The 20,409-nt window shown below is 61.8% G+C and carries 20 protein-coding genes; 10 read left to right on the top strand and 10 right to left on the bottom strand.

Going from position 1 to position 20,409, the window contains the following annotated elements; translation table 11 throughout:
* The first annotated feature begins 59 nt into the window (after positions 1-59).
* On the top strand, positions 60-1,712 hold the full coding sequence (locus ACGYLQ_RS01360) for an ATP-binding protein (RefSeq protein WP_394439920.1): 1,653 nt from the start codon (positions 60-62) through the stop codon (positions 1,710-1,712).
* Between the two features lie 12 nt (positions 1,713-1,724).
* A complete protein-coding gene (locus ACGYLQ_RS01355) occupies positions 1,725-2,096 on the top strand; it encodes a response regulator (protein WP_067261066.1) in 372 nt (123 codons plus the stop codon).
* Positions 2,097-2,185: 89 nt separating this feature from the next.
* Here the strand turns inward: ACGYLQ_RS01355 and ACGYLQ_RS01350 are convergent, their stop codons facing one another.
* The 5 genes from ACGYLQ_RS01350 to ACGYLQ_RS01330 all read right to left on the bottom strand — a co-directional run bounded on the left by ACGYLQ_RS01350 (position 2,186) and on the right by ACGYLQ_RS01330 (position 7,367).
* Positions 2,186-2,545, bottom strand: coding sequence for an Hpt domain-containing protein (locus tag ACGYLQ_RS01350; protein ID WP_067261064.1), 360 nt, complete (start codon positions 2,543-2,545; stop codon positions 2,186-2,188).
* Positions 2,542-3,513 carry a PleD family two-component system response regulator gene (locus ACGYLQ_RS01345; RefSeq protein WP_394439918.1) on the bottom strand — a complete coding sequence of 324 codons (972 nt, stop codon included), beginning with the start codon at positions 3,511-3,513 and terminating at the stop codon, positions 2,542-2,544. The genes ACGYLQ_RS01350 and ACGYLQ_RS01345 overlap by 4 nt, the downstream gene beginning before the upstream one ends.
* Positions 3,514-3,801: 288 nt before the next feature.
* Positions 3,802-5,172: an aspartate aminotransferase family protein gene (locus ACGYLQ_RS01340; RefSeq protein ID WP_394439917.1), complete on the bottom strand. Its 1,371-nt coding sequence runs from the start codon at positions 5,170-5,172 to the stop codon at positions 3,802-3,804.
* 48 nt (positions 5,173-5,220) lie between these two features.
* The gene (locus tag ACGYLQ_RS01335; protein ID WP_209273779.1) at positions 5,221-6,705 is read right to left on the bottom strand and encodes an NAD-dependent succinate-semialdehyde dehydrogenase; all 1,485 of its coding nucleotides are present in this window, start codon (positions 6,703-6,705) and stop codon (positions 5,221-5,223) included.
* A gap of 128 nt (positions 6,706-6,833) precedes the next feature.
* Entirely contained in the window at positions 6,834-7,367 is a 534-nt protein-coding gene (locus ACGYLQ_RS01330; protein WP_231886306.1) for an Lrp/AsnC family transcriptional regulator, read from the bottom strand.
* Between ACGYLQ_RS01330 and ACGYLQ_RS01325 the strand changes: the two genes are divergently transcribed.
* From ACGYLQ_RS01325 to doeB, 8 genes are all read left to right on the top strand, one after another.
* Positions 7,366-8,766, top strand: coding sequence for a PLP-dependent aminotransferase family protein (locus ACGYLQ_RS01325; protein WP_394439915.1), 1,401 nt, complete (start codon positions 7,366-7,368; stop codon positions 8,764-8,766). The two genes, ACGYLQ_RS01330 and ACGYLQ_RS01325, sit on opposite strands and share 2 nt — an antisense overlap.
* Before the next feature lie 137 nt (positions 8,767-8,903).
* The gene (gene dctP / locus ACGYLQ_RS01320) at positions 8,904-9,914 is read left to right on the top strand and encodes a TRAP transporter substrate-binding protein DctP (RefSeq protein ID WP_394439913.1); all 1,011 of its coding nucleotides are present in this window, start codon (positions 8,904-8,906) and stop codon (positions 9,912-9,914) included.
* Positions 9,915-9,987: 73 nt separating this feature from the next.
* Positions 9,988-10,626 carry a TRAP transporter small permease gene (locus ACGYLQ_RS01315; RefSeq protein WP_394439911.1) on the top strand — a complete coding sequence of 213 codons (639 nt, stop codon included), beginning with the start codon at positions 9,988-9,990 and terminating at the stop codon, positions 10,624-10,626.
* A gap of 3 nt (positions 10,627-10,629) precedes the next feature.
* On the top strand, positions 10,630-11,916 hold the full coding sequence (locus tag ACGYLQ_RS01310) for a TRAP transporter large permease (protein ID WP_067262546.1): 1,287 nt from the start codon (positions 10,630-10,632) through the stop codon (positions 11,914-11,916).
* A 12-nt stretch (positions 11,917-11,928) separates the two neighbouring features.
* The gene (locus ACGYLQ_RS01305) at positions 11,929-12,369 is read left to right on the top strand and encodes a universal stress protein (protein ID WP_067262549.1); all 441 of its coding nucleotides are present in this window, start codon (positions 11,929-11,931) and stop codon (positions 12,367-12,369) included.
* A gap of 17 nt (positions 12,370-12,386) precedes the next feature.
* Positions 12,387-13,178 carry an ectoine utilization protein EutA gene (locus ACGYLQ_RS01300; protein WP_394439909.1) on the top strand — a complete coding sequence of 264 codons (792 nt, stop codon included), beginning with the start codon at positions 12,387-12,389 and terminating at the stop codon, positions 13,176-13,178.
* Between the two features lie 60 nt (positions 13,179-13,238).
* Complete coding sequence (doeA, locus tag ACGYLQ_RS01295) at positions 13,239-14,420, top strand: ectoine hydrolase DoeA (protein ID WP_394439907.1); 1,182 nt, start codon at positions 13,239-13,241, stop codon at positions 14,418-14,420.
* A complete protein-coding gene (gene doeB / locus ACGYLQ_RS01290) occupies positions 14,417-15,406 on the top strand; it encodes a N(2)-acetyl-L-2,4-diaminobutanoate deacetylase DoeB (protein WP_394439905.1) in 990 nt (329 codons plus the stop codon). The genes doeA and doeB overlap by 4 nt, the downstream gene beginning before the upstream one ends.
* Positions 15,407-15,422: 16 nt before the next feature.
* Here the strand turns inward: doeB and ACGYLQ_RS01285 are convergent, their stop codons facing one another.
* Genes ACGYLQ_RS01285 through ACGYLQ_RS01265 form a run of 5 tightly spaced genes read right to left on the bottom strand, consistent with a single transcriptional unit; the run spans position 15,423 to position 20,375 of the window.
* Positions 15,423-16,382: an ABC transporter ATP-binding protein gene (locus ACGYLQ_RS01285; RefSeq protein WP_394439903.1), complete on the bottom strand. Its 960-nt coding sequence runs from the start codon at positions 16,380-16,382 to the stop codon at positions 15,423-15,425.
* Positions 16,379-17,356, bottom strand: a complete 978-nt coding sequence (locus ACGYLQ_RS01280) for an ABC transporter ATP-binding protein (RefSeq protein WP_394439901.1) — start codon at positions 17,354-17,356, stop codon at positions 16,379-16,381. Before ACGYLQ_RS01280 ends, ACGYLQ_RS01285 begins: the two co-directional genes overlap by 4 nt.
* A gap of 3 nt (positions 17,357-17,359) precedes the next feature.
* Positions 17,360-18,265 carry an ABC transporter permease subunit gene (locus ACGYLQ_RS01275; protein WP_394439899.1) on the bottom strand — a complete coding sequence of 302 codons (906 nt, stop codon included), beginning with the start codon at positions 18,263-18,265 and terminating at the stop codon, positions 17,360-17,362.
* A complete protein-coding gene (locus ACGYLQ_RS01270) occupies positions 18,265-19,272 on the bottom strand; it encodes an ABC transporter permease subunit (protein ID WP_168612859.1) in 1,008 nt (335 codons plus the stop codon). Before ACGYLQ_RS01270 ends, ACGYLQ_RS01275 begins: the two co-directional genes overlap by 1 nt.
* Positions 19,266-20,375 (bottom strand): M24 family metallopeptidase, encoded by a 1,110-nt coding sequence (locus tag ACGYLQ_RS01265; protein WP_394439897.1) that lies wholly within the window; start codon positions 20,373-20,375, stop codon positions 19,266-19,268. Before ACGYLQ_RS01265 ends, ACGYLQ_RS01270 begins: the two co-directional genes overlap by 7 nt.
* Positions 20,376-20,409: the final 34 nt, after the last annotated feature.

Below are 20,409 nucleotides of genomic sequence, written 5' to 3'. Positions count from 1 at the left end.
ACAATGCACAAGTCATGCTATAGTTTTAAGCATGTCCGCTTCGGGGCGAGGAATTCCAAGTGTCGTCAAAGCCATTTACCAAGCGTACCGCCGCCACATTTTTTCTGGGCACTGCCATTTCCGGCAGCTGGTACACCGCAACATCCGCAATTTTCGCGGGCCAAATGGGCGAGGTTACCCCCGTCGTCGGTGCGATCATTCTGGCGGGGCTCACGCCCTTTGCCGCGACCGCATTGCAACCAAACCCGCAGGCTCCTGCCGATAATTCAGATATGGAACAAAGGCTTAAAGCGTTCGACAGCCATGCCATTGTGAACATCGTGGATACGGGCGGGATGCTGGAACAGGTCAACGACCGTTTCATCGAACTGACAGGCTACACCCGCGATCAATTGATCGGCCAGCCTGTGTCGATGCTTTACCAAGAAGAGTTTCGCGAACTTGCCGCAGAGATCCGCGCCACCCTGATGGCAGGCAAGACGTGGCAGGGCGAAACCCCGCTGCGCTGCGCCGATGGTCGGGTGATCCAGACGCAGTGCACCGTGATGCCACTTTTCGACAAAAAGGGCGCTTGGGCCGGGTCGATTTCGGCCCGTACCGATGTGACCCATGCCAACGAGCTTTTGGCCGAGCGCGACACGGCGGAAACGCTCTATGAGTTGCGCGATGACATCTGGATCGTCGACGCCGAGACAGAACGCTTCAGCTATATGAACCGCGTCGCCATGAGCCGCACCGGCTGGAGCAAGGACAGCTACCGCACGCAAACGCTCGAAACCCTGACCGAGGAAAGCGACAACCCGGCCCTGCTGGACGCCTGCCGCGCGCTGAAAAAGTCGGGCAAAGCGATGACGCAGTTCGACACGCAACTGTTTGGCAACCATTTCCAAGTTACGATCAAGCTGCTGCCCACCGGTGGGGCGACGGGGCGGTTCCTGATTATGCTGCATGACATTTCGGATATCATCAACGAAGAGCGGATGAAGTCGGAGTTCATCTCGATGGTCAGTCACGAGCTACGCTCGCCCCTGACCTCGATCAAAGGCTCCATGGGGCTGCTCTTGTCGCGGGCGGCGGGCGAATTGCCCAGCAAGGCGCGTGCCTTGCTGGAGATCTCCCACCGCAACGCCGACCGGCTTGTGCTGATCATCAACGACATCCTCGATCTTGAGAAAATTGCCAACGGGCGGCTGGAATTCAATCTTGAGGAAGTCGACATCGCGGAACTTCTGCACGAAACCAGCGCCGCCAATGCCTCACTGGAGCAGCGCCATGGCGTGCGCATTCAGGTCGAAGGGACGGAGGACTTGAACAAGGTCACCACGGACCCGAACCGGGTCATTCAGGTGCTGACGAACTTCCTGTCGAACGCGGCCAAATTCTCCAAACCTGGGGAGCGTGTGACCATCCGCGCCGAAGAGAATGACGACGAACTGCGCATCTCCGTGGCGGACCGTGGCCCCGGCATTCCGGCTTCCGAGCAGCACAAGGTGTTCCAGCGGTTTGCCGATCTGTCCAATTCCAACCGGGCCGACAAAGGCGGCACCGGGCTGGGCCTCAGCGTTTGCAAAGCCATCGTCGAGAATCTCGGCGGTAAAATAGGTTTTGACAGCCGTGAGGGATTTGGTACGACATTTTACTTTACCCTGCCGAAGAAAAATTCTCAGGTAGCGGCAGAGGAACCGGCCGCGTTGCTGCGCGAAGCCTCCTAGAGAGAGTATGGAATGATCAAACTGCTGCACGTCGAGGATGACGCCGATATTCGTGAAATCGCGCTGATGGCGCTTGAGCTGAGCGGCGATTTCGACGTCGTCCAATGCGAGACCGGGGAAGCGGCGCTGAATCAGGTTCAGTCCTACACGCCCGATGTGATCCTGCTCGATATGATGATGCCCGGCATGACCGGTCGCCAGACGCTTGAGAAGATGCGCGAGATGGAAAGCCTGCGCGACGTGCCCGCGATCTTCATGACCGCCCGCGCCCAGCATAATGAGATCGAAGAGCTTCGCGATCTGGGGGCGGCTGACGTGATCAGCAAACCCTTCGATCCGATCTCGCTGGCGGATCAGGTCAAGGCGGCAATGCAAGCAGGCTGAGCCGACTTGCCTTTGGCCTGCCCTTGCGGGCGGGTTTGCGGTAAATTGTCAGTAGGTTTTGGACCGGCTCAATACCGGGCGCCGCGCCCTTAGGCGTGGGCGTCGATTTCCTGCCGGCAATGGGCGACGAACCCATCCAGTTCCGAAATGATCTCGATCGGGCAATCGGCGTGGTTGGCGCGCGGCCCGGCCAGATGCTCGACAATCTGCGTTTCGCATTTGCGTGCCAGACGGCCCAGCTCTTCGAAGCCGAGCGACCCGGCGCTGCCTGCGATCTGGTGCAGAATGGCCTGCGCGCTGGCCAGATTGCTTTTGATTTCGTCTACGGTGGTCCCGTCCCAGGCGGCCAACCCATGGGTTGCGATCAGCGTCTGACGCTCGTCCAGCATTTCGACAAAGCGCTGTCTGATGCGCTCTATGCCGGGAAGTTCCGCTAACATTTTAGTCATGCCTGTTGATCATTCTGCCAAAAATCATTGAGCGATCTCGTATGCGCCTCACTGGCGGCTTCTGCACTTGCATGGGCCTGCGCCAGCGCATCCATGACGGAATTGCCACTTTTCCAGATCAGCCGCACGGCCTCTCCCGCGCTGACACGCGGGTGAACACGCTCGCCATTATTGTCGAACAATTCGGTTTGAGACAACTCAAAGTTAACCGCATCCATCAAACCGCCCATATTCGGGCGCCAGCCGCTCTCCGTGACACATACGAAAGTGCCATTGCCCGCGTAGGACATCAGCACCTGATGATCGACGAGCGTATCGGACAGGATTTCGGCCACATCTGAGACAAGGCTATAGAACTCGAAAGAGGTCATCGTCGCGTGGAAGGCATCGACCTCGCGGATGGTGAAGGCAAAGGCGGTGGAGCCGAAAAGCGCGCTGCGCGACAGTTGGGCGACGTAGTTCTCCATCGCGGTATAGTCGATCACATTGTCCACGTCATAGATCGGGACCGGCTCGAACAGCTCCATATGCGTCGCCTGATCGGCGATTGTCTTGGCGGCGAAAATCTTCTTGGTCCGCTGCTGACGTTCTTTCACCATGCCTTCGACCAGCCCGATGCGGGCCTTGAGTTCGGCAATCTCGAAAGGCTTGGTCACATAGTCGGTCGCCCCGGCGGCAAAGGCGGCGTCGATATAGCGTTTGTCGGACATCGCGGTGAGCATCAAGATCGGCGTATCGGCATGGCGCGCCGAATTGCGGATGTGCTGCGCCAGTTCGATCCCATCCATACCCGGCATCTGAATATCAAGCATGAAGCAATCAATCGGCCCGAGATTGGGATCACCCAACATTTCAACCGCATGCAGAGCCGATGGGGCGGTCGTCAGGTCATGCGCGCCGATGATCTCTACAAATTGCCCAAGCAATTCGAGGATAATCGGATCGTCATCCACCGCCAGAATTCTCATTACATCTCTCCACAGATAAAAATCTTTGGGCCCCAAACTGGACGGACCGCTGCTTTCTTCTAATTTCTCTGGGAACTGTGGCCTAATTTTGGCGAATTCTTAGTAAATAGGCGACAAACCGGGGCACTGTTTCCATATCGGGGGAATCTGGCCCGATAAACGGCCCTGTTTACCGTTTTTCATTTCTGATCGGTCTAGCTGCGGCACCTCTCGCGGGGTGTGATTCCCTCCAATACAAACGGCCCGACGTTTCCGCCGGGCCGCTTAAATGTCTCGTAGATTTGAGCCTTAGCCCAAGGTCGCCTTGATCGCGTCGGCGGTGACCCCCACGACCTTATCCGCTTCCTCACGGGTCAGGCAGAAGGGCGGCGCGAAACCGATGATGTCGCCTTGGGGCATGGCGCGGGCGATGACACCGGCCTTGACCATATCGCCGACGATGGTCGGCACTACTTTGCGCGCCGGATCGAAAGGCGTGCGCCCTTCGCGGTCTTCGACCAACTCCACGGCGCAGAGCATGCCTTCGCCCCGGATGTCGCCCACCTTGGGGTGATCGCCCAATGCGGCTTTCATCTGCGCGTTCAGATAGCCGCCCACGTCCGAGGCATTCTCGATCAGCTTCAGATCGTCGATCAGCTTGAGGTTCGCGATCCCCGCAGCCGCGCCGATGGGGTGGGCCGAATAGGTCCAGCCGTGCCCGATGGGGCCGTTTTCATCGGTGCCCTGCTCCAGCACCTTCCACATCTTGTCGCCCACGATGGAGCCCGACAGCGGCGCATAGGCCGAGGTCAGGCCCTTGGCGATGGTGATCAGGTCAGGCTTCATCCCGTAGTGATCCGAGCCGAACATCGACCCCAGACGACCAAAGCCGGTGACAACCTCATCCGCGACCAGCAGGATGTCGTGCTTGTTCAACACCTCTTGCACGGCGGCCCAATAGCCCTCGGGCGGCGGCACGATGCCCCCGGTGCCCAGAACCGGCTCCCCGATGAAGGCGGCGATGGTGTCGGCCCCTTCGCGTTCGATCAGCGCTTCCAACTCGCCCACCAGATGGGCGGTGAACTCCGCTTCGCTCATGTTGGCGTCGGGGCGGCGGTAGTAATAGGGCGCATCAGTGTGGACCACCTGCGCCAACGGCAGGTCGAACTTCTTGTGGAACAGCTCCAACCCGGTCAGCGAGCCGGTCACCAGCCCCGAGCCGTGATAGCCACGCCAACGCGAAATGATCTTTTTCTTCTCGGGGCGGCCAAGGATGTTGTTGTAATACCAGATCAGCTTGACGTTCGTCTCATTCGCGTCCGACCCGCCGAGGCCGAAATAGACCTTGCTCATGCCTTCGGGCGCGCGGTCGAGGATCATCTTGGACAGGGTGATGCTCGCCTCGGTGCCATGGCCGACGTAGGAGTGATAATAGGCCAGTTCATGCGCCTGCTCGGCAATCGCCTCGGCAATCTCGGTGCGGCCATAGCCCACGTTCACACAGTAGAGGCCCGCGAAAGCGTCGAGCAATTCATTGCCGTCGCGGTCAGTGATATGGCTGCCCTTGGCGGTCTTGATCACACGGGTCGGGCTTTCGCCGCGGGCGTGCTGCGCCAGATGGGTGGAGGGGTGAAAGAAATTCTCACGGTCCCATTGTTCGAGCATATCGTTCTTCAGCATTGGTCTTTCCTTTCTTCCGGCGCGGCTTTGCGCCATGTCTTTCAAATCTTAGGCCCAGTCACGGCAGACGTATTTGACTTCCGTAAAGGCTTCGAGCCCCAGCCGCGACCCTTCGCGTCCGATGCCCGATTGTTTCGTCCCGCCAAAGGGGATCGGCGCGCCGGTCACCTTGGTGCGGTTCACCGCCACCATGCCAAAACACAGCGCCCGGCTGGCACGGTAGATGCGGCGGGGGTCTTGGCTGTGGACATAGGCCACCAAGCCATACTCCGTGTCATTGGCCCGCTGGATCGCCTCATCCTCGCTGTCGAAAGCCGCGATGGCGGCCACGGGGCCAAAGGTTTCCTCGCGCATGATCAGCGCATCGGGCGGTACATCCGCCAGCACCGTCGGCTCAAAGAACAGCGGCCCCGCCGCGTGACGCTTGCCACCACAAAGCAGCCGCGCCCCACGGTCAAGCGCATCTTTGACGTGTTCTTCTTGTTTGGCCACGGCCTTTTCGTTCATCAACGGGCCGATGTCGGGGTCATCCGCCCCGATGCCCACGGTGAGCGCTTCGGTCGCGGCGGTGAAACGCGCGCAGAACGTCGCATAGCTGTCGCGGGCAATGAAGAAGCGGTTCGCGCCGAGGCAGTCCTGACCGGAGGTGGCGAACTTGGCCTTGATCGCCTCTTCGACGGCGCGGTCCATATCGGCATCATCGAACATGATGAAAGGCGCATGGCCGCCGAGCTCCAGCACCAGACGTTTCACGCTGTCCGATGCCTGACGGTACAGCAGCTTGCCGATCTCGGTGGAGCCGGTGAAAGAGATCGCCCGCACGCGGGTGTCTTCCATCCACGGTTTCACGATCTCCGGCGCCTCCCCGGTGACGACGTTGAACACCCCCTTGGGCAGCCCTGCCTGTTCGCCCAATTCGGCCAGCGCCAGCGCCGAGAAGGGCGTCTCTGCCGAAGGATGCGCCACCACGGTGCAGCCCGCCGCCAGCGCCGCCCCCGCCTTGCGGGTCAGCATGGCAGAGGGGAAGTTCCACGGCGTGATGAGGGCGGCCACGCCCACCGGCTCGCGCCAGATTTCCACCTCGGCATCCGGCAGATGCGAGGTGACGCCTTCGATGTTCGGGCGGCGGGCTTCTTCGGAATAGAACTCAAAGAAGGAGGCGGCATAGTCGATCTCGCCCCGCGACTCGGAGATGGGTTTGCCCTGTTCGGCGGTCATGATCCGCGCCAGATCCTCGCGGTTCTCCAGCATAAGGTCGCGCCAGCGCCGCAGGATCGCGCCGCGCTCTTGCGGCAGAAGGCCCGACCAATGGGGGAAGGCAGCATGGGCGGCATCCACCGCGCCGCGGCTGTCTTCGGCGCTAAGCTTGGCCACCGCGCCCAGTACCGCGCCGCTGGCCGGATCGGTCACGTTGAAATCATCGCTCTGCGCCCCCGCGACCCATGCGCCATCGACATAGGCAAAGTGGCGGGCCAGTGCGCCCCGCGTCAGCGCGGGCAGACCATCGGCGGGGGTTGGGATCATCTTGGTCATCGGGCACCTCCTTGGGATGAATTGCCCCGAAGGTAAGGCAGGAACCGGCGCGGGTTTGACCGAATATCAGCCGATCGGCAGGAGGTTTTGCGGCGCAGCCCCCGGCCCGCCGGAAAAACTACGGCGGCTCAGCTTTCGCCCTCGGGCAGGAGCAGCGACAGGGGCAGCGGTGCCGATTTGACCGATTTGGTGACGACATAGGTAAAGTAGCGGCTCAGCCCGGCCTGCTGATCCAACAGCGCATCCATCAGACGCTGGTAGCTGTCGATGTCGCGGGTGACGACCTGTAGCAGATAGTCAAAGCCGCCGCCCAAGGCCCAGCACTGCACGATCTCATCATGCTGCGCGATCACGGCCTCAAAACGCTGAAATGCCTCGGCCCGATGGTTGCCCAATTCGGCCTGCACAAAGACGGTGACATGCGGGGCGATGCGGCGCAGGGCGACATGGGCCTGATAGCCGGTGATGATGCCCGCAGCCTCCAGCCGCGACAGCCGTTCGCCGCAGGCGGTGGCGCTCAGGTTGACCTTGTCGGCAAGCGCGGATTTGGCGATGCGCCCCTCGCGAGAGAGGATCGACAGCACCGCGATATCGCGCTTATCGAGTTTGACAAAGCTCATATCCGCTTCATGCGAGCGCATGCCGGACTTGTCAATTGTCATGATTGTGGTGATCATCCAGATCATGACAAAATGGCGCCCAGACCCCGGATCCCTGACCCGTCCTGCCTATCGTTCACTCGTTCAGGCGATTGAAACGGCAATACAGAACGGCGTGCTCAAACCCGGAGACCGCTTGCCGACACAGCGCCAGATGGCCTTTGACCTGTCGCTGAGCGTGCAGACCGTCAGCCGCGCCTATGACAAGCTCGTCGAGGCGGGCAAAATCGTCGGAGAGGTGGGTCGCGGCACCTTCGTGCGCGCGGCGAGCGATGAGATCTCCATGCCCTTCGTCAGCCGCAAGGCCGCCGGGCGGTTGCTGGATATGTCGATCCTGAAACCTGTGCTGGATCACGCCCATGAAGAGGCGATGCAAAAGACGCTCCGTGCCATGGCCCGCTCCCTGCCCCGCGCGATGATGGGCGGGTTTCGCCAAGACCTCCGCGCCGGGGACAGCAGCAGCGCGGTGCGGCGCTGGCTCTCGCTCTGCGGGCTGGATTTAGAGGGGATGGCGGTGATCCCCACCAACGGCAGCACCAGCGCGATGACTGTGGCGATGATGACGGCGGCGCAACCGGGCGATCTGATCGTCAGCGAAGACATCGGCCATCACACCCTGCGCCCCCTCGCCCGCTTTTTGGGCATCCGCCTGCAAGGGGTGACCGTCGACGCGGGCGGCATCTGCCCCGAAGCGCTGGAGCGGATCTGCGCGAAAGAACCGGTGAAGGCCGTCTATCTGATCCCCAATGGCGCCAATCCGCTGGCCTTTACCATGACCGAAAGCCGCCGCGCTGCGGTGATCGAGGTGGCAAGACGCCATGACCTGCTGATCATCGAGAACCAGTCATGGGGGCCGCTGCAAGACGCGCCGCCACCACCGATGGCGGCCATGGCCCCGGAACGGGTGCTCTATTTCACCAGCCTCACGAAATGCCTGCTGCCGGGGCTGCGGGTCGGCTATCTGGTGGTGCCGGATCACCTCTGCGCCTCGGCGGCCAACCGGCATATGGTGACCAGTTGGATGGCCACCAATATGATGACCGAGATCGCCGGGCGCTGGATCGAAGAAGGCACCGCCGAAACCCTGCTCAACCGTCAGCAATTGGCCCTGCGCGACCGTGCCGATTTCGCCGCCAATGTGTTTCGCGGCCTCGACATGCGGACCAGTTCGAACGGGCTGCACCTCTGGCTGCCCTGTCACGACATTTACGAAGAGGCCGAACTGGTCAAATCCATCCGCGAAAGCGGGGTCGCCGTGGCCAACGGGGCCAGTTTCGCCATCGGCCCGCCCGACCGCCACCCGGGGCTTCGCGTCTCGATCGGGGGGCAATCCTTTCCCGAATTCGCCCGGGGGATTCGCATGATCGATGCAAGATTACGCAACAGGGGTAGGGCGGAATGACTGTGAGAGCGTCTCAAATTGTCATGGATCAATATTCACATTGACATGATTGGGATCGGTTTAAATGATCTAGCAGTCAGGACATTAGTTTCGCTGCGGCCTTTGTGCTGCGCGGGCAATAAATGAAAGGGAGACAGATGGCTAATTTCAAGACCGTTATCACCGGGGGTATCCTCGCAGCCGTGACAAGCGTCGCAGGCGCGGCCTCCGCCGACACATGGCGCTATGCATTTGAAGAGGCACTGGACGAGGTGCAGGGCAAATACGCCCAGAAATTCAAGGAAGAGGTCGAAGCGAACTCCGACCACGAAGTGCAGCTTTTCCCCTATGGCACATTGGGTGAATCCGTTGACACGATGGAACAGGCGCAGGCCGGTATTCTTCAGTTCGTGGACCAATCCCCCGGCTTCACCGGCGCGCTGATCCCCGAGGCGCAGGTCTTCTTCGTGCCCTACCTGCTGCCGCAGGACGACGAGGAACTGTTCGAGTTCTTCCGCACCTCCAAGGCAATCAACGAAATGTTCCCCGAGCTTTATGCAGAGCAGGGTCTGGAACTGCTCAAGATGTTCCCCGAGGGTGACGTCTGCATGACCACACAAGAGCCGGTCAAAACGCCCGAAGACCTCAATGAGGTCAAGTTCCGCGTCATGACCAACCCGCTTCTGGTCGAAAGCTACAAAGCCTTCGGCGCGACCCCGACACCGCTGCCATGGGGCGAAGTCTATGGCGCGATGCAGACCGGCATCATCCAAGGTCAGGAAAACCCCGGCTTCTATCTGGAATCCACCAAGATGTATGAGGTGACCGAGGTCATCACCTGCATCGGCCACAACAACTTCACCACCGCTGTGATGGCCAACAAGGATTTCTATGACGGCCTGTCCGACGCGGACAAAGAGGTGGTTCAGAACGCCTCTGACGCGGCATTCGAATACATCCTCGAATACCAGTCCGGCCTGCAGGAAAAGTCGCTGGATAACATCGCAGCGGCGAAGCCCGACATGCAGATCAACATCCTGTCCGAAGAAGAGCGTCAGCCCTTCAAAGACAAGGCCGCATCGGTCGAAGAAGCCTTCATCGAAATGACAGGCGACAGCGGCGAGGAAATCCTTGACCAATTCAAGGCCGACCTCGAAGCCGTTAAGTAAACGACTTTCTCACCCTCCGGCATCGCCGGGGGGTGACCTTATTTTGACGCGATCCATTTGAACCATCTACGGGATGACGCCGGTGACGGAAGACAACCACAGTTCGCAACTGCAATCGCAGACAGATACCACCGGCACCGATGACGCCCCCGTGGGCACCTATAAATCCACCCTCCCCGGCCCTCTGGGCACGATCGACAACGCGATCAGCTGGCTTGAGTCTGTGATGCTCGCCGCTGGGGTGTTGCTGATGGCCGCGAATACAATCGCCAATGTGGTGGGCCGTTTCGTTTTTCAAAGCTCGATCTTCTTTTCCGAAGAACTGAACAGCGTTCTGATCATTCTCATCACTTTCGCGGGCATTTCCTATGCCGCGCGGCATGGGCGGCATATCCGCATGTCGGCGATTTTCGACGCCCTCCCCCCGCGCCCGCGCAAAGCGCTGATGATCTTCATCGCCTTTGTCACCGCTGTCTTCATGTTCGGCCTTGCCTGGTACGCGCTGCAATACATCATGACTCAAGCTGGGCGGGGCCGCCTGCTGCCCGCGCTGCAAGTGCCGGTCTGGTGGACGCTGGTCTGGGTGCCTTTCGGCTTTTTCATGACCGGGCTGCAATACCTGCTGACAGCGATCAAAAACATCATCGAACCAGATATTTACCTGTCGACCAGCGTTCTCGAAGGCTACGACGACAACGAGCGGGAGGTCTGAGCCATGGCCGTCACCATTTTCTCTGTCATGGTCGTCCTGCTGCTGCTCGGCTTTCCCATGATGATCCCGCTGATCGTGGGGGCTTTCGTCGGTTTCTATTCGCTCTTCGGCGGTTTCGGCCAGCTTGAGACGATGGTGCAGCAGATGATGGCGGGGGTCAGACCCGCCTCGCTGATCGCCGTGCCGATGTTCATCTTTGCCGCCGACATCATGACACGGGGCCAATCCGCCGGGCGGCTGATCGACATGGTGATGTCTTTCGTCGGCCATATGAAAGGCGGTCTCGCGGTCGCCACTGCCGCGGCCTGCACCATGTTCGGCGCGGTCTCGGGCTCCACACAGGCGACGGTCGTCGCCGTCGGCTCCCCGCTGCGGCCCCGGATGCTGAAGGCGGGCTACAAAGACAGTTTCGTGCTGGCGCTGATCGTGAACTCCTCCGACATCGCCTTCCTGATCCCGCCCTCCATCGGGATGATCATCTACGGCGTCGTCTCTAACACGTCGATTGCCGAACTCTTCATCGCGGGCATCGGGCCGGGGCTGCTGATCCTCGCGCTTTTCTCGGTCTATTCCGTGATCTACGCCTACCGCCACAACGTCCCCACCGAAGAAAAAGCGACATGGGGCGAGCGGTTCCGCGCGGTGCGCCAAGCGCTTTGGCCGTTGGGCTTCCCGGCGATCATCATCGGCGGCATCTACGGCGGTGTCTTCTCCCCGACCGAGGCGGCGGCGGCCTGCGTTCTTTATGCCATTTTCCTTGAGATGATCGTCTTTCGGGAAATCGACTTTGCCGGCATCTATGAAACCGCGAAGTCGACCGGGCTGATTACCGCTGTGGTCTTCATCCTCGTCGCGGCGGGTGCGGCATTCTCTTGGGTGATCTCCTTCGCGCAAATTCCTCAAGCGGTGCTGACCGGCATCGGGATCGACAGCATGGGGCCGATTGGCGTGCTCTTCGTGATCTCGGCGGCCTTTTTCATCGGCTGTATGTTCGTGGACCCCATCGTCGTGATCCTCGTCTTCGTGCCGATCTTCGCACCGGTGGTGGACTCGGTCGGCCTCGACCCGGTGCTGGTCGGCACCGTCATCACGCTGCAAGTCGCCATCGGCTCGGCCACGCCGCCCTTCGGCTGTGATATTTTCACCGCCATCGCGGTCTTCAAACGGCCCTATATGGAGGTCATCCGCGGCACCCCGCCCTTCATCATCATGCTGCTGAGCGTCTCGGTTGCCCTGATCTTTTTCCCGCAGATCGCCCTGTTCCTGCGCGATCTGGCCTTTGCGAAATAAGAGGAGAGCGTCATGTTCACCCATATCCTCGCGCCCTATGACGGCTCGGTGAATGCCGACCGCGCGCTGATGAAAGCGGCAGAGATGGCCAAGCTGACCGGGGCGAAAGTGACGCTTTTGACGATCTACCGGCATCATTCGATGCTGGAGGCGTCGCTGTCGATGGTGCGGGTGAACGATCCGGGCAATATCGACGACGCGATGCAGGCCCATGCGACCGAGATTATCACCCACGGCAAGCAACTGATGAAAGACGCGGGAGTCGAGAATGTCCGCGCCTTCGTCCGCTCTGGCCGCCCCGCGCGGGCGGTGACGGAATTTGCCAAGAAACATGAGGTTGACCTGATCGTCATCGGCTCGCGCGGCCTTGGGGCCACGGGCGACAGCTATCTCTTGGGCTCGGTCTCTCACAAGGTTACGGGGCTCGCGAAATGCCCCGTGCTTGTCGTCTAGGTCAAAGGAATATTCAGGTGACACCCCCTGTGCAAAGCGAGGCGCTTGATTGCCGTTTGCGTGAAGATGACCCCGTGCGGCTGGGGGCGATGCTGCTGTCGACTGACATGACCTTTGAACGCGACGCCGCGCGGCTGATCGACCCGGCGCAGGCGGCGCTGCATGTGGCGCGGATCGCCTTCGAGAACCCCACCACGCCTGAGCGGCTGCGCGCCATGACCCCCGATATGGCCCGCACGGCGGCGCTCTTGGTGCCGGGCATCCAGCTTTCGGCCATCGCCTTTTGCTGCACCTCGGCCTCGGTCGCCATCGGCAACCCGGCGGTGCGCGAGGCGATTGGCGAGGGGCTGCCCGGCGTGCCCGTCATCACCCCCGCCTCTGCCGCCATCGCAGGCTTTGCCGCGCTTGGCGTGACGCGGGTGGCGATGCTGACCCCCTATCTGCCGGAAACCGCCGCGCCGCTGGCCACCTATTTCAACGATCAGGGGCTAGAGGTCATGCGCAACGGGGCCTTCGCATTGGAAGACGACCGCGACATGGCGCGGATCGACGACGAAAGCATCATAAACGGCGCCGCTGCGCTGGATGGCGCGGAAGTAGAGGCATTTTTCCTCTCCTGCACCTCCCTGCGCGGCGTTGACGTGATCGACCGGATCGAAGCACGGCTGGGAAAGCCCGTCGTGACCTCTAACCAAGCGCTGTGCTGGGCGTTGCAACGGATGGGCGGGCTTTCGGGCCGCCCCGATGGCTATGGCCGTCTGTTCGACTGCGACATGCCAAGCGCCCATGCACAAGGCATCATTCCGTGATCCCGGCCCCTCTGGCCGGATCGCATTATTCGGGTAACCAGACATGAAAGGGGCTGGCCTATGACCACTTATGAGGCGAATTTTACAAACAGCGAGTACCAGCGCCGGGTCGACCGAACGCGCAAGACCATGGCCGCGCGCAATCTCGATGCCATCGTCGTCAGCGATCCGTCGAACATGTCTTGGCTCTCGGGCTATGACGGTTGGTCCTTCTATGTTTACCAAGCGGTGATCCTGACCCATGAGGGCGAGCCGGTCTGGTGGGGCCGCGGCATGGACGCGCTCGGCGCCCGGCGGACGGTCTTCATGGAGGACGACTGCATTCGCGGCTATGACGATACCTACGTCCAGAACCCCGAAAAACACCCGATGGAAGACCTCTCGGCCCTGCTTAGCGAGATGGGGTTGGAGCAGGCGCGTATCGGCGTCGAGATGGACAACTACTATTACTCCGCCCGCGCACATGACACGCTCAAGACCAAACTGCCCAAGGCGACCTTCTTGGATGCCACGGCGTTGGTGAACTGGGAACGCGCGGTGAAATCCGAACGCGAGATCGAATACATGGAACGCGCTGCCCGTATCGTGGAGGAAATGCACGTCCGCATCCTCGAAGTCGCGGTGCCCGGTATGCGCAAGAACGATCTGGTGGCCGAAATCTATGCCACCGGCATTCGCGGCGCGCAGGGGTTCTGGGGCGATTACCCAGCCATCGTGCCGATGGCCCCCTCGGGCATGGACGCCACAGCCCCCCATCTGACATGGGACGACCGGCCCATGCAGCCCAACGAGGCGACCTTCTTTGAGATCGCAGGCGCGCATCGGCGCTACCAATGCCCCCAGTCGCGCACGCTGTTCTTTGGCGATGTGCCGCAAAAATACCGCGACGCGGAAAGCGCCGTGCTGGATGCGATTGATGCAGGTCTCGAACAGGCCAAACCCGGCAACCGGGCCGAGGATATCGCCAATGCCTTTAACGCCACGCTGAACAAGGCGGGCTTCGAGAAGGACAGCCGCTGCGGCTATGCCATCGGCATCAGCTACCCGCCCGACTGGGGCGAGCGCACCATCTCTTTCCGCCGTGGCGACAAGACGATCCTAGAGCCCGGCATGACCTTCCATTTCATGCCCGCGCTTTGGCTTGACGATGGCGGGCTTGAGATCACCGAGCCGATCCGCATCACCGAGACCGGCCATGAATGTTTCTGCACCACACCGCGAAAGTTGTTTGTTTCCGCATGACCAGCAATCCTATCACCCCGACCATCCCGCTCGACCAACCCGGCGCGCATCACGGTTTCCTGCGCCTGCCCTACAGCCGCGACGACAGCGCTTGGGGGTCCGTAATGATCCCCATCACCGTCATCAATGGCGGCGACGGCCCCACAGCGCTGCTGACCGGTGGCAACCACGGCGATGAATACGAAGGTCCGATTGCCTTGCAGGAACTGGCCGCCACGCTGGATCCGGCGCAGGTCACGGGTCGCGTCATCATCCTGCCGATGATGAATCAACCCGCCTTCGCCGCAGGCCGCCGCTGTTCGCCCATCGACGGCGGCAATATGAACCGCAGCTTTCCGGGCAGCCCGGGCGGCACGGTGACCCAGAAGATCGCGCATTACATCGCCACCGAACTGGTGCCGCTGGCCGATATTGTGCTGGATTACCACTCTGGCGGGCGCACGCTGGATTTCCTGCCCTTCGCCGCTGCACATATCCTGCCCGACAAGCGGCAGGAGGCCGCCTGCATGGCCGCGATGGAGGCCTTCAACGCGCCCTACTCCATGAAAATGCTAGAGATCGACAACCGCGGCATGTTCGACACCGAGGTCGAGGAACAGGGCAAGGTCTTTGTCACCACCGAATTGGGGGGCGCGGGCACATCGACGGCCAAGAGCATCGCCGTCGCCCGCAAAGGCGCGCGCAACCTGCTGATCCATGCGGGCATTCTGAAAGGGAAGCCGGAGGTGGCCGAAAGCGTGATGCTCGACATGCCCGACGGGCGCTGCTTCACCTTTAGCGAGACCACGGCCCTGTTGGAGCCGCTGGTCGATCTGGGTGACGCGGTGACCGAGGGTCAGCCCATCGCCCGCCTCTGGCCCAGCGACCGAAGCGGTCAGCCAGCGATCCTCGCCCATGCGCAGCTAAGCGGCATCCTGACCGCCCGGCATGTGCCGGGGCTGGTCAAGATGGGCGATTGCATCGGCGTGGTGGCGCAGGTGGTCTGAGCCACCCGCGCCCGCCTCATTCGTCGATGGGGAAGTAGCAGGCCGCCGGATGCGGCGCGCCCTCCAACGGGGGGCGCTCTTTCCGGCAAACATCCTGCACTTTCCAGCAGCGCGGGGCGAAGGGGCAACCGTCGGGGATCGCCAGCGGCGAAGGCAATTCGCCCTGTAGCTTGATGCGCTCCTTGCCGCCTTCGGGGTCCGCGCGCGGTGTGGCAGAGAGCAGCGCCGCCGTATAGGGATGGCGCGGATTGTCGAAAACCTCGTCCTTCGGCCCCTTCTCCACCGCGCGGCCGAGGTACATGACGATCACGTCATCGGCCACATGGCGCACGACCGACAGGTCGTGGCTGATGAAGAGATAGGCCAAATCCATCTTCTCCTGCAGGTCCACCAGCAGGTTCAGGATCGCCGACTGGATCGACAGGTCGAGCGCGGAGACCGGCTCATCCAGCACCAGCACCTTGGGGTCGAGCATCAGCGCGCGGGCCACCGCGATGCGCTGGCGCTGACCGCCCGAGAACATATGCGGGTAGCGGTCGTAATGCTCGGGCCGCAGACCGACGAGGCGCAGCATCTCGCGCGCCTTCTCCTCGCGCTCTTTCTTGGACATGTCCTTGCGGTTGATGACCAGCGGCTCCTGCAGGATCGTGCCGATCTGCTGGCGTGGGTTAAGCGAGCCATAGGGGTCTTGGAAGACGATCTGCACATGCTGGCGCAGGTCGGCCCAATCCTCGGGCCGCACCGGCTTGCCATCGAGTGTCAGCGAGCCTGCGGTCGGCTCCTCGATCATCGTGACCATGCGCGCCAGCGTGGACTTGCCACAGCCGCTTTCACCCACCACCGCCAGCGTCTTGCCGGGGTGCAGTTGAAAATCAAGACCTGCGACGGCCTTGAGCGTCTGGGTCTTGCGCAGGAAGCCGCCACCAACCTGATAGTGTCGCTGCAACGCGTCGGCGGTCATTACGGGGGCAGTCATGACGCGGCCCTTTCATTGGTGTTGAGCGGATAGAAACAGCGCGCCTTGCCCAGATCCTCGCCCAAGGGCGGCGGGTTCTCGGCGCGGCACTTGTCGTTGGCAAACTTGCAGCGCGGGGAGAAGAGGCAGCCCGCAGGCGGGTCGAACTGGCCGGGCACCACGCCGGGGATCGTCGGCAGACGTTTCTCCGTGGCCCGTTCTGGCAGCGCGTCCAGCAGCGCCGCCGTATAGGGATGGTGCGGTTCGCGGAAGAGCGGCAGTACCTGCTGCTCTTCGATCTTCCGACCGGCATATTGCACGCTCACGCGCTCGGCGGTTTCGGCCACCACGCCCATGTCATGGGTGATCAGCACCAGCCCCATGCCCGTCTCGTCGCGCAGCGAGGTCAGCAGGTCGAGGATCTGCGCCTGAATGGTCACGTCGAGCGCGGTCGTCGGCTCATCCGCGATCAAAAGCTTCGGCTTGCAGGCAATCGCCATGGCGATCATCACGCGCTGGTTCATCCCGCCCGACATCTGGTGCGGGAAGACCGAAAGGCGCTTTTCCGGGTCCGGAATGCCGACCTGCTCAAACAGTTCAATCGCCCGCTTGTGCCGCTCGGCCCGGTTCAGGCCGAGGTGCACGCGCAGGGATTCCTTGATCTGCCAGCCCACCGGGAAACAGGGGTTGAGCGAGGACATCGGCTCTTGAAAGATCATCGCCAGATCGTTGCCGACGATCTTGCGCCGGGCGCGTTTGTCCATGGTCAGCAGGTCGTGGCCGTCAAAGGTCAGCTCATCGGCGGTGACGGTGGCGGTCCAAGGCAAAAGCCCCATCAGCGCCAGCATCGAGACCGACTTGCCCGAGCCGCTTTCTCCGACGATGGCGAGGATCTCACCGGTGTCGACATCCTGATCGACGCTGTCCACGGCGCGGAACTTGCCCGAGGCGGTGGCGAAATCGACCGAGAGGTTGCGGATACGCAATAGAGACATCAATCAGCTCCGCTTCAGTTTCGGATCGAGGGCGTCGCGCAGACCGTCGCCCATGAGGTTGATCGCCAGCACGGTGACGAGGATCGCAAGACCCGGGAAAGTCACGACCCACCATGCGCGCAGGATGAACTCGCGCGCCTCGGCCAGCATGGTGCCCCATTCAGGGGTCGGCGGCTGTGCGCCCATGCCGAGAAAGCCCAAGGCGGCGGCGTCAAGAATCGCGGTCGAAAACGACAGCGCGGCCTGCACGATGATCGGCGCAAGGCAGTTCGGCAGCACGGTCACGACCATCAGCCGCAGCGTACTCGCGCCAACGACGCGGGCCGAAGTGACATAGTCCTTCTGCCGCTCGGAGATCACGCTGGCGCGGGTCAGGCGCACGTAATGCGGCTGAAGCACGATGGCGATGGCGATCATCGCGTTGGTGAGGCTTGGCCCAAGGATCGCCACCAGCACCAACGCCAGCAAGAGCGACGGGAAGGCGAGGATGATGTCCATGATCCGCATGATGATCGTATCGACCCATTTGGGCGCGAAGCCCGAGATGAGGCCGATGATGATCCCACCCGAAGCGGCGATGGTCACCACCACGATGCCCACGAAGAAGGAATAGCGCGCGCCGACGATCAGCCGCGAGAGCATGTCCCGGCCCAGAGGGTCGGTGCCCAGCACGTGCTTCCACGTCCCCCCCTCTTGCCACGCGGGCGGTTGCAGGGTGGCCGAGCGGAACTGCTCGGTCGCGTCATGTGGGGCGATCCACGGGCCGAAGAGCGCCAGCACGGCGAAGATGGCAAAGATCCACAGGCCGATCACGGCCCCGCGGTTTTCACGGAAATAGAACCAGAATTCGCGCAAGCGGCCGGGGCGGTCGTGCACCATTTCGGCTTCGGCAGAGAGTGCGTCGTCCATTAGCGTTTCCTGATCTTGGGGTTGATGATGCCGTAGAGCATGTCGACGGTAAGGTTCACGACCATGACCATGACGGCGATGAGCAGAAGGCCACCCTGAACCACCGGGTAGTCGCGGCGGAAGATGCTGTCGACCATCCACTTGCCGATGCCCGGCCAGCTAAAGATCGTCTCGGTCAGGATGGCGCCCGCCAGCAGCGTGCCGACCGACAGGCCGATCACGGTGATGACGGGGATAAGCGCGTTGCGCAGGGCGTGGATACCGTTGATCCGGCCCGTCGACATGCCCTTGGCGCGGGCGGTGCGGATGTAATCTTCGCCCAGCACCTCGAGCATCGCCGAACGGGTCTGCCGCGCGATCACCGCCAGCGGGATGGTCCCCAGCACGATGGTCGGAAGCAGCAGGTGCCGCAGCGCCGAGAGGAAGGCCCCGTCCTGCCCCGATACGATGCTGTCAATCAGCATAAAGCCGGTGGCGTTGGGGAAATAGTAAAGAAGGTCGATCCGGCCCGAGACCGGGGTCCAGCCCAAGTTGCCGGAAAAGACGATGATCAGCAGCAGCGCCCACCAGAAGATCGGCATCGAATAGCCCACCAGCGCGGTCGACATCAGCGCCCGGTCAAAGAACTTGCCCCGGTTCACCGCCGCGATCACCCCTGCGGGCAGGCCCAAGGCCACGGCGAAGATCATCGCGCAGAGCGACAGCTCAAGCGTGGCGGGGAAGAGCGAGAAGAACTCATCCCAGACCGGGCGTTTGGTCACGAAAGACGTGCCCAAATCCCCCTGTATCACGCCGGTGAAGTAATCCCAGAACTGCACATAGATCGGCCGGTCAAAGCCGAACTGCTGTTGCAGTTCGAGATAGCGTTCTTCGGAAATGCCGCGCTCACCGGCCATGACGACGATCGGGTCGCCGGGCAGCAAGCGGATAAAGGCGAATGATATCAGCGTGACGCCGATAAAAGTGGGGATGAAGGTCGCAAGGCGCGACAAGACATATTTCAGCACGGGAGCACCATCAGTTCCTTCGGAAAGTTGGTCAGGGATTTGTAGCCATCTTCGGTGATCAGCACGTCATCTTCGATGCGCACCCCAAAGTTGCCGATCTCATAGAGACCGGGTTCGTTGGTGTACACCGTTCCGGCGGGTAAAGTCATGTGGTTGCCGCGCATGATATAAGGCGCTTCATGCACATCGCGGCCCAGACCGTGGCCGGTCTTGGTGCGGATGCGGTCGGCAAAAGGGGAGGCTTCGAGCACGCCGGTCACCACATCGTCGATCTCATGCGCGGTGACGCCTGCGCGGGTGGCCTCCAGCCCGGCAAGATTGGCGCGCAGCACAGTGTCGTACACGGCGCGCCCCTCGTCGCTGACATGGGTAAGGAAAACGGTGCGGGTGATGTCGGCGGCAAAGCCGTCCTTGCGCGCGCCGAAGTCGATCAGCAGCGCATCGCCTGCTTTGACGCGATAATCCTCACGCGCCTTGGCATGCGGGCGGGCCGAGCCGTCACCGGCAGCGACGATGGGGGCGAATGACAGATCATCAGCTCCTTCGGCAAAGACCATCTGCACCAGCTTTTGTTCGATCTCTTTCTCGGTCTGGCCGAGCTTCACGCTATCCAGCGTGGCGCGCAGGGCGCGTTCGGAAATGTTGATGGCTTTTTGTAGGGCCGCGACCTCGGCCTCGGTCTTGATGATGCGGGGGGCGGAGATCTCACGCTCGGCGTCGATGATCCGCAGGTCGGGCTGCGCTTTCTTCAGCGCGTGATGCACAAAGACGCGCATCACTTGGCCCTCAACGGCAAGCGAGGTGATGGTCAGATGTTGCAACAACGCGGCAAAGGCATCGTCATAGCCCGTCTGGTCGCGCCAATCGAAAACGGCCCCGTCGAAACCGACCAACTCCCAACTGCCCAATTCAAGGTTCGGCACCAAGGCGGCGGCGGGGCCGCGGGCGGGGATCACCAGAACGAAGGGGCGTTCGTGGCTCATGAAGGCATGGTCGACGGCGCGGGTGAAATTCGGGCCGGGCACCAGCGCCACGGCATCGACCGATAGGTCGGCGGCGATATCGGCATAGGCCGACAGGCGATCATTCAGCGAAGGAGACATGGGCTGGCTTTCGGGCTGGCGAGGTTAATAAAAT

The organism is Sulfitobacter sp. 1A12779 (assembly GCF_043557315.1).
Classification (GTDB): Bacteria; Pseudomonadota; Alphaproteobacteria; order Rhodobacterales; family Rhodobacteraceae; genus Sulfitobacter; species Sulfitobacter faviae.
The sequence above is the reverse complement of the archived record's forward strand: the minus strand, read 5'-3'. Positions and strand labels throughout refer to the sequence as shown.

Bases quoted from the DNA above. Each gene is read 5' to 3' on its own strand.
- ACGYLQ_RS01355 (WP_067261066.1), top strand. From the start codon at position 1,725: ATGATCAAACTGCTGCACGTCGAGGATGACGCCGATATTCGTGAAATC.
- ACGYLQ_RS01350 (WP_067261064.1), bottom strand. From the start codon at position 2,545: ATGACTAAAATGTTAGCGGAACTTCCCGGCATAGAGCGCATCAGACAG.
- ACGYLQ_RS01345 (WP_394439918.1), bottom strand. From the start codon at position 3,513: ATGAGAATTCTGGCGGTGGATGACGATCCGATTATCCTCGAATTGCTT.
- ACGYLQ_RS01340 (WP_394439917.1), bottom strand. From the start codon at position 5,172: ATGCTGAAGAACGATATGCTCGAACAATGGGACCGTGAGAATTTCTTT.
- ACGYLQ_RS01335 (WP_209273779.1), bottom strand. From the start codon at position 6,705: ATGACCAAGATGATCCCAACCCCCGCCGATGGTCTGCCCGCGCTGACG.
- ACGYLQ_RS01325 (WP_394439915.1), top strand. From the start codon at position 7,366: ATGATTGTGGTGATCATCCAGATCATGACAAAATGGCGCCCAGACCCC.
- ACGYLQ_RS01330 (WP_231886306.1), bottom strand. From the start codon at position 7,367: ATGACAATTGACAAGTCCGGCATGCGCTCGCATGAAGCGGATATGAGC.
- dctP (WP_394439913.1), top strand. From the start codon at position 8,904: ATGGCTAATTTCAAGACCGTTATCACCGGGGGTATCCTCGCAGCCGTG.
- ACGYLQ_RS01315 (WP_394439911.1), top strand. From the start codon at position 9,988: ATGACGCCGGTGACGGAAGACAACCACAGTTCGCAACTGCAATCGCAG.
- ACGYLQ_RS01310 (WP_067262546.1), top strand. From the start codon at position 10,630: ATGGCCGTCACCATTTTCTCTGTCATGGTCGTCCTGCTGCTGCTCGGC.
- ACGYLQ_RS01305 (WP_067262549.1), top strand. From the start codon at position 11,929: ATGTTCACCCATATCCTCGCGCCCTATGACGGCTCGGTGAATGCCGAC.
- doeA (WP_394439907.1), top strand. From the start codon at position 13,239: ATGACCACTTATGAGGCGAATTTTACAAACAGCGAGTACCAGCGCCGG.
- doeB (WP_394439905.1), top strand. From the start codon at position 14,417: ATGACCAGCAATCCTATCACCCCGACCATCCCGCTCGACCAACCCGGC.
- ACGYLQ_RS01285 (WP_394439903.1), bottom strand. From the start codon at position 16,382: ATGACTGCCCCCGTAATGACCGCCGACGCGTTGCAGCGACACTATCAG.
- ACGYLQ_RS01280 (WP_394439901.1), bottom strand. From the start codon at position 17,356: ATGTCTCTATTGCGTATCCGCAACCTCTCGGTCGATTTCGCCACCGCC.
- ACGYLQ_RS01275 (WP_394439899.1), bottom strand. From the start codon at position 18,265: ATGGACGACGCACTCTCTGCCGAAGCCGAAATGGTGCACGACCGCCCC.
- ACGYLQ_RS01265 (WP_394439897.1), bottom strand. From the start codon at position 20,375: ATGTCTCCTTCGCTGAATGATCGCCTGTCGGCCTATGCCGATATCGCC.